The 6,073-nt window shown below is 71.2% G+C and carries 6 protein-coding genes; 2 read left to right on the plus strand and 4 right to left on the minus strand.

What is annotated here, in order from left to right; all coding sequences use genetic code 11:
* Positions 1–19 precede the first annotated feature (19 nt).
* Entirely contained in the window at positions 20–1,363 is a 1,344-nt protein-coding gene (locus tag ACIF83_RS33005) for a M1 family metallopeptidase (protein WP_398140774.1), read from the plus strand.
* On the opposite strand, the gene ACIF83_RS33010 is transcribed toward ACIF83_RS33005, so the two are convergent.
* From ACIF83_RS33010 to ACIF83_RS33025, 4 genes are read right to left on the minus strand one after another with little or no spacing between them, the layout of a single operon-like run.
* Positions 1,360–2,385, minus strand: coding sequence for an L-idonate 5-dehydrogenase (locus ACIF83_RS33010; RefSeq protein WP_399732411.1), 1,026 nt, complete (start codon positions 2,383–2,385; stop codon positions 1,360–1,362). The two genes, ACIF83_RS33005 and ACIF83_RS33010, sit on opposite strands and share 4 nt — an antisense overlap.
* 14 nt (positions 2,386–2,399) lie before the next feature.
* Positions 2,400–3,164 (minus strand): SDR family oxidoreductase, encoded by a 765-nt coding sequence (locus tag ACIF83_RS33015; protein WP_393476241.1) that lies wholly within the window; start codon positions 3,162–3,164, stop codon positions 2,400–2,402.
* A gap of 13 nt (positions 3,165–3,177) precedes the next feature.
* Entirely contained in the window at positions 3,178–4,575 is a 1,398-nt protein-coding gene (locus ACIF83_RS33020) for a GntP family permease (protein WP_393476244.1), read from the minus strand.
* A gap of 39 nt (positions 4,576–4,614) precedes the next feature.
* A complete protein-coding gene (locus tag ACIF83_RS33025) occupies positions 4,615–5,133 on the minus strand; it encodes a gluconokinase (RefSeq protein ID WP_393476247.1) in 519 nt (172 codons plus the stop codon).
* 142 nt (positions 5,134–5,275) lie between these two features.
* Here ACIF83_RS33025 and ACIF83_RS33030 point away from each other — a divergent pair, with 142 nt between their 5' ends.
* On the plus strand, positions 5,276–5,977 hold the full coding sequence (locus tag ACIF83_RS33030) for a FadR/GntR family transcriptional regulator (RefSeq protein ID WP_393476250.1): 702 nt from the start codon (positions 5,276–5,278) through the stop codon (positions 5,975–5,977).
* Positions 5,978–6,073 lie beyond the last annotated feature (96 nt).

Genomic DNA, 6,073 nt, shown 5'->3' on the forward strand with positions numbered 1-6,073 from the left:
GCAGGGAGCGGACACAGCAGTGGCAGTTCAGCAGCCGGTCGGCCCGGACCCGTACTTCCCGGACAACGGTGACTCCCGCTACCGGGTGCACCGCTACGAGCTCACGCTGGACTACCGCCCGGGTCCGAACCGGCTGGCGGGCACCGCCCGGATCAACGCGATCGCGGGACGGACGGCGCTCACGGAGTTCCAGCTCAACCTGGCCGACTTCAAGATCGGCCGGGTGCGGGTGGACGGCCGGCAGCCGCACTACACGCACCGTGGCGACAGGCTGCGCATCCGCCCTGCCAAGCCGATCCGGGCCGGGGCCGCCTTCACGGTCGAGGTGCACTGGTCCGGCAACCCCAGCCCGGTGTCGAGCCCCTGGGGCGGGATCGGCTGGGAGGAGCTGTCGGACGGGGCGCTGGTGGCGAGCCAGCCGATCGGGGCGCCGTCCTGGTACCCGTGCAACGACCGGCCCGCCGACAAGGCGTCGTACCTGATCTCGGTCACCACGCCGTCCGCGTACGCGGTGGTCGCGGGCGGGCGTCTGCTGACCCGTACGACGAAGGCCTCGACGACCACCTGGGTGTACGAGCAGGCCGCGCCCACGTCCAGCTATCTGGTCGGTCTCGCGATCGGCAAGTTCCAGACGGTGCTGCTGGGCGACCCGGGACCTGGCGGCGTCCCGCAGCACGGACACATCCCGGCGCATCTGCTGCCCGAGTTCTCCCGGGACTTCGCGCGGCAGCCCGCGATGATGGAGCAGTTCCAGGAGCTGTTCGGACCGTACCCGTTCGACGAGTACGCGGTCGCGGTGACCGAGGAGGAACTCGATGTGCCCGTGGAGGCACAGGGGTTGTCGCTGTTCGGCTCCAACCACGTGGACGGGGCGCGGGGGTCGGAACGGCTGGTGGCGCACGAGCTGGCACACCAGTGGTTCGGCAACTGCGTGTCCATCGCCGACTGGCGGCACATCTGGCTGAACGAGGGCTTCGCCAAGTATGCGGAGTGGCTGTGGTCCGAGCGTTCGGGCGGTCGCAGTGCCCAGCAACTGGCCGCCGCCGCACACCGGTTGCTGTCCACGCTGCCGCAGGACCTCCGGCTGGCCGACCCGGGCCGCAAGTCGATGTTCGACGACCGGCTCTACGAGCGGGGTGGGCTGACCCTGCACGCGGTGCGCTGCGCGCTGGGCGACGAGGCGTTCTTCCTCATGGTGCGCAGCTGGGTGCGGCTGCACCGGAACGGTTCGGTGACGACGTCGGCGTTCACGGCGCACGTGGCCCGGTTCGCGGACGAGCCGGTGGACGGGCTGTTCGAGGCGTGGGTGTACGGGGCGGCGCTGCCGCCGCTGCCGATGCCGGGCGCTCGAGCGGCCGTCTAGTGCCCGAAGTCGAGCAGCACCTTGCAGGACCGGCTCCGGTCGGCGGCCAGGTCGAACGCCGCCTCGGCCTGCCGTACCGGAACGACCGCGCTGATCAGCCCGTCGAACTCCCCGCCGGCCGCGAGCAGCCGCAGCGCCTCGTCGAACTCGGTGTCGAAGCGGAACGCGCCCCGCAGCTCGATCTCCCGGCTCACCAGGAGGTTCCCGGGGAAGGGGCACCGTCCCGGCGGCAGCATCCCCAGCTGGACGACCACGCCGCCGCGCCGCACCAGCCGTAGACAGGTGTCGAGGCCGGCCGCGACTCCGGACGCCTCGACGGCCACGTCCGCCTCGGCCGGCCACCCGGTGTCGTCCGGGTCGTCGGCCCGGACGAGGGTGTCGGCGCCGGCGAGGGCCGCGTACCCGAGCGCCTCGGGCAGCAGGTCGGTCGCCGTCACCCGTGCCGCGCCGGCCGCCTTCGCCGCGGCGACGACCAGGCATCCGATCGGGCCGGCCCCGGTGACCAGCACATGCCGGCCGGACACGTCCCCGGCCCGTCGCACCGCGTGCAGCGCCACCGCGAGCGGTTCGGCGAGCGCCGCTCGCCGCAGCCCGAGCCCGTCCGGAAGGGGCCTCAGCTGCCCGGCCGGTACCACGACTTGACCGGCGAACCCGCCCTGTACGTGCGGGAAGCGGGCGGCGCTGCCGAGGTACCGGGTGTCCCGGCACACGTTCGCCCGCCCGGCACCGCACTCCGGGCACCGCCCGCAGGGGGTGGCGGGGTTCACGGCGACGGCCGTACCCGGAGCCGGACCGGTGGCTCCGGAGCCGTAGGAGACCACGGTGCCCACGACCTCGTGTCCGAGCACCATCGGCTCCCTGAGCCGGAAGTCCCCGACACCGCCGTGCCGCCAGTAATGCAGGTCGGAGCCGCACACACCGCCGTACCGGACGGCCACCAGGGCCTGGCCGGGCCCGGGTTCGGGGTCCGGCAGTTCCGCCACGCGCAGCTCCCCCGCGCCGTGGATCACACAACCCAGCATGTCCGCCGCCCCTCTCAGAGCACGCTCGTCATACCGCCGTCGACATACAGGATCTGCCCGGCGACGAAGTCCGCGGCGGGCGAGGCGAGGAAGAGCACCCCGCCCACCAGGTCCTCGGTACGGCCCCAGCGGCCGGCCGGGGTGCGGCGGCGCACCCAGGCGCTGAACTCCTCGTCCTCGACGAGGGGTCGGGTCAGCTCGGTCTCGATGTAGCCGGGTCCGAGCCCGTTGACCTGGACGCCGTACGGGCCCCAGTCGGCGCACATGCCCTTGGTGAGCATCTTCAGCGCGCCCTTGGTGGCGGCGTAGGGCGCGATACCGGCCCGTACCACCTCGCTCTGCAGCGAGCAGATGTTGATGATCTTGCCGTGGCCGCGTTCCGTCATCCGCCGGGCCACCTCTCGGCCGACCAGGAACGCGCTCGTGAGGTTGGTGTCCAGGATCCGGTGCCAGTCCGGGTCCGTGAACTCCAGCAGCGGGGCTCGCAGTTGCATGCCCGCGTTGTTGACCAGGATGTCGAGCGGGCCCACCCGCTCCTCGACGTCCGCGATCCCTGCGGCCACGGACGGACCGTCGGTCACGTCGAAGGCCGCCGTGCGGATGCGGTCACCGGGGAGTTCCGCGGCCGCTTCGGCCAGCCGGTCCGGGTCGCGCCCGTTGAGGACCACCGTGCAGCCGGCCTCCGCCAGGCCCCGGGCCAGCGCCAGGCCGATACCGCGGCTGGAGCCGGTGACCAGGGCCGTACGGCCGTCGATGTCGAAGAGGGGGTGAGCCGTCATCGCCGTACCGCTCCTAGATCACCAGGGACAACAGGAGGACCAGGCCGCCGGCGACCACCGAGATGATCGTCTCCATCACCGACCAGGTCTTGACGGTCTGTCCGACGCTCAGCCCGAAGTACTCCTTCACCAGCCAGAAGCCGGCGTCGTTGACCTGGCTGAAGAAGAGCGAGCCGGCGCCGATGGCGAGGACCAGCAGGGCGGTGTGGGTGGTCGACATGTCGGCGGCGAGCGGCGCGACCAGACCGGCCGCGGAGATCGTCGCCACCGTCGCCGAGCCGGTGGCCAGCCGGATCGCCACCGCGATCAGCCAGGCCAGCAGCAGCGCCGGGATCGACCAGTCCTTGGAGATGTCCAGGATCATCTGGCCGACGCCGGAGTCGATCAGCGTCTGCTTGAAGCCGCCGCCCGCGCCGACGATCAGCAGGATGCCCGCGATGGGCATCAGGCCCCTGTCGACCGTCTGCTGGAGCCGGTCCTTGCCGAACCCGGCGGCCCGGCCCAGCGTGAAGAAGCCGACGATCACCGCGGCGAGCAGCGCGATCAGCGGGGAGCCGACGACGTCGAAGACCCGCTGGGTCATGTCGGTGGGGTCGTCGACGACGATGTCCACCAGCGCCTTGGCCAGCATCAGCACCACGGGCAGCAGCATGGTGGCGAGCGTCGCGCCGAAGCCGGGCCGGCGCTCCAACTCCTCGGTCGTGCGCTGCGGGAGCATGCGGTCGGGGGCCGGGACGTCCACCCAGCGGGCGGCGAACCGGGAGAAGACCGGACCGGCGATGATCACCGTCGGTATGGCGACAACGATGCCGAGCGCCAGGGTCACGCCCAGGTTGGCGCCGACCGCGTCGATCGCGACCAGTGGGCCGGGGTGCGGCGGGATCAGGCCGTGCATCACGGACAGACCGGCCAGCGCCGGGATGCCGATGCGCATCAGGGAGTAGTTGCCGCGCTTGGCGACCATCAGCACGACCGGGATCAGCAGCACGATGCCGACCTCGAAGAACAGCGGCAGGCCGACGACGGAGGCGATCAGCACCATCGCCCAGGGCATGGCACGTCCTCCCGCCTTGGCGAGGATCGTGTCGACGATCTGGTCGGCGCCGCCGGAGTCGGCGAGGAGCTTGCCCAGGATCGCCCCGAGCGCGATCAGGACGCCCACGCCGGCCACCGTGGCGCCGAGCCCGGTGGTGAAGCTGGTGATGGCCTTGTCCAGCGGTGCCCCGGCGACGGCCCCGAGGACCAGCGACCCGATGGTCAGCGCCAGGAAGGCGTGGAGCTTGAACTTGGTGATGAGCAGGACGATGACGGCGATGCCCGCCAGGACGGCGATGCCGAGCTGCGCGTGGCCGGCCGAGGTGATGGGCTGGACGGTGTCCGCTGCCAGCATCTCGACACTGAGTCTGGTCACGGGGGTTCCCTTGCAGGTACGGGGGACGGGGGTGGGGTGTTACGCGGAGGTCTCGGAAAGCGCGTCGAGTGCCTTCACGGCTCGGCCGGTGATCTCCTCGGGGCTGCCGCTGACGTCCACGGCGACTCCCGGCTCGTCGGACTCCAGGGGCTGGAGCGTGGCGAACTGGGAGTCCAGCAGGGCGGTCGGCATGAAGTGACCCTGCCGGTGGGACATCCGGTCCTCGATGAGCCTCCGGTCGCCCGTGAGGTGCACGAACACGATCCCGGGCGCCACGGCCCGGAGCCGGTCCCGGTACGACCGCTTCAGCGCCGAGCTGCTGACCACCCCGCCGAGCCCGTCCCGCCCGTGCGCCCAGTGACCGATGGCGTCGAGCCACGGCCATCTGTCGGCGTCCTGAAGCGGGATCCCGGCCGACATCTTGTCGATGTTGGCCTTGGGGTGGAAGTCGTCGCCCTCGGCGTACGGGACGCCCAGCCGGGCGGCGAGCAGAGGACCGATCGTGGTCTTGCCCGTCCCGGCGACGCCCATGACGACGACGACCTGGGGGGTGCGCATGGCTGCCTCGCTGTCTTCCTCGACATCCGACGCCGACGTCCGGCGTCGCCACACTGAAACCCATTAGGTACGACTAATTCAAGAGTGTGTGACATATAAGTCTGACTTTTTGGCTCTGTGATCCACGCCGTACTCTGAGTGCATGAGCACACCGGGCCGAGGGCTGCACGGCCACGTACTGGACACCCTCGGTCCCGCGATCACCGCGGGCGAGTACCCGCCGGGCAGCGTTCTGCGCACCGACGAGCTGGCACAGCACTTCGAGGTGTCACGTTCCGTGATGCGCGAGGCAGTTCGGGTGCTGGAGTCCATGCACCTGGTCGAGTCCCGTCGCCGGGTGGGCGTGACGGTCCGTCCCAAGGCCGAGTGGAACGTCTACGACCCGCAGGTCATCCGCTGGCGCCTCGCGGGCGCCGACCGCCCGCACCAGCTGCGTTCCCTGACCGTGCTGCGCTCGGCGATCGAGCCGGTGGCGGCGGGCCTGACCGCGAAGAACGCCACGGCCGAGCAGTGCGCCGAACTCACCGAGTGCGCACTGGGCATGGTGTCCAACTCGCGCGGCCACCGGCTGGAGGAGTATCTGGTCCACGACATCGCCTTCCACCGGGTCATCCTCACGGCCTCGGGCAACGAGATGTTCGCGCGCCTCGGCGACGTCGTCGCGGAGGTGCTGGCCGGGCGCACCCATCACGAGGTGATGTTCGAGGACCCCGACCCGGCCGCCGTGACCCTGCACGTGCAGGTCGCGGAGGCGGTGCGCGCGGGCGACGCCGCCCGCGCCGAACAGCTGACCCGCGAGATCACCGTGGGCGCCCTCCAGGAACTGGACATCCTGGCGCCCTAGTTGTATTGATCACGAGCGTTGTTAACGCTGGCCGGTCTTGATCGTGGCGAAGGCCCCCGTGTGTGGTGGAGGTGTCGAATCTTCACCGCACGGAGG

Source organism: Streptomyces sp. NPDC085866 (assembly GCF_044541035.1).
GTDB lineage: Bacteria > Actinomycetota > Actinomycetes > Streptomycetales > Streptomycetaceae > Streptomyces.

Bases quoted from the DNA above. Each gene is read 5' to 3' on its own strand.
- ACIF83_RS33015 (WP_393476241.1), bottom strand. From the start codon at position 3,164: ATGACGGCTCACCCCCTCTTCGACATCGACGGCCGTACGGCCCTGGTC.
- ACIF83_RS33010 (WP_399732411.1), bottom strand. From the start codon at position 2,385: ATGCTGGGTTGTGTGATCCACGGCGCGGGGGAGCTGCGCGTGGCGGAA.
- ACIF83_RS33025 (WP_393476247.1), bottom strand. From the start codon at position 5,133: ATGCGCACCCCCCAGGTCGTCGTCGTCATGGGCGTCGCCGGGACGGGC.
- ACIF83_RS33030 (WP_393476250.1), top strand. From the start codon at position 5,276: ATGAGCACACCGGGCCGAGGGCTGCACGGCCACGTACTGGACACCCTC.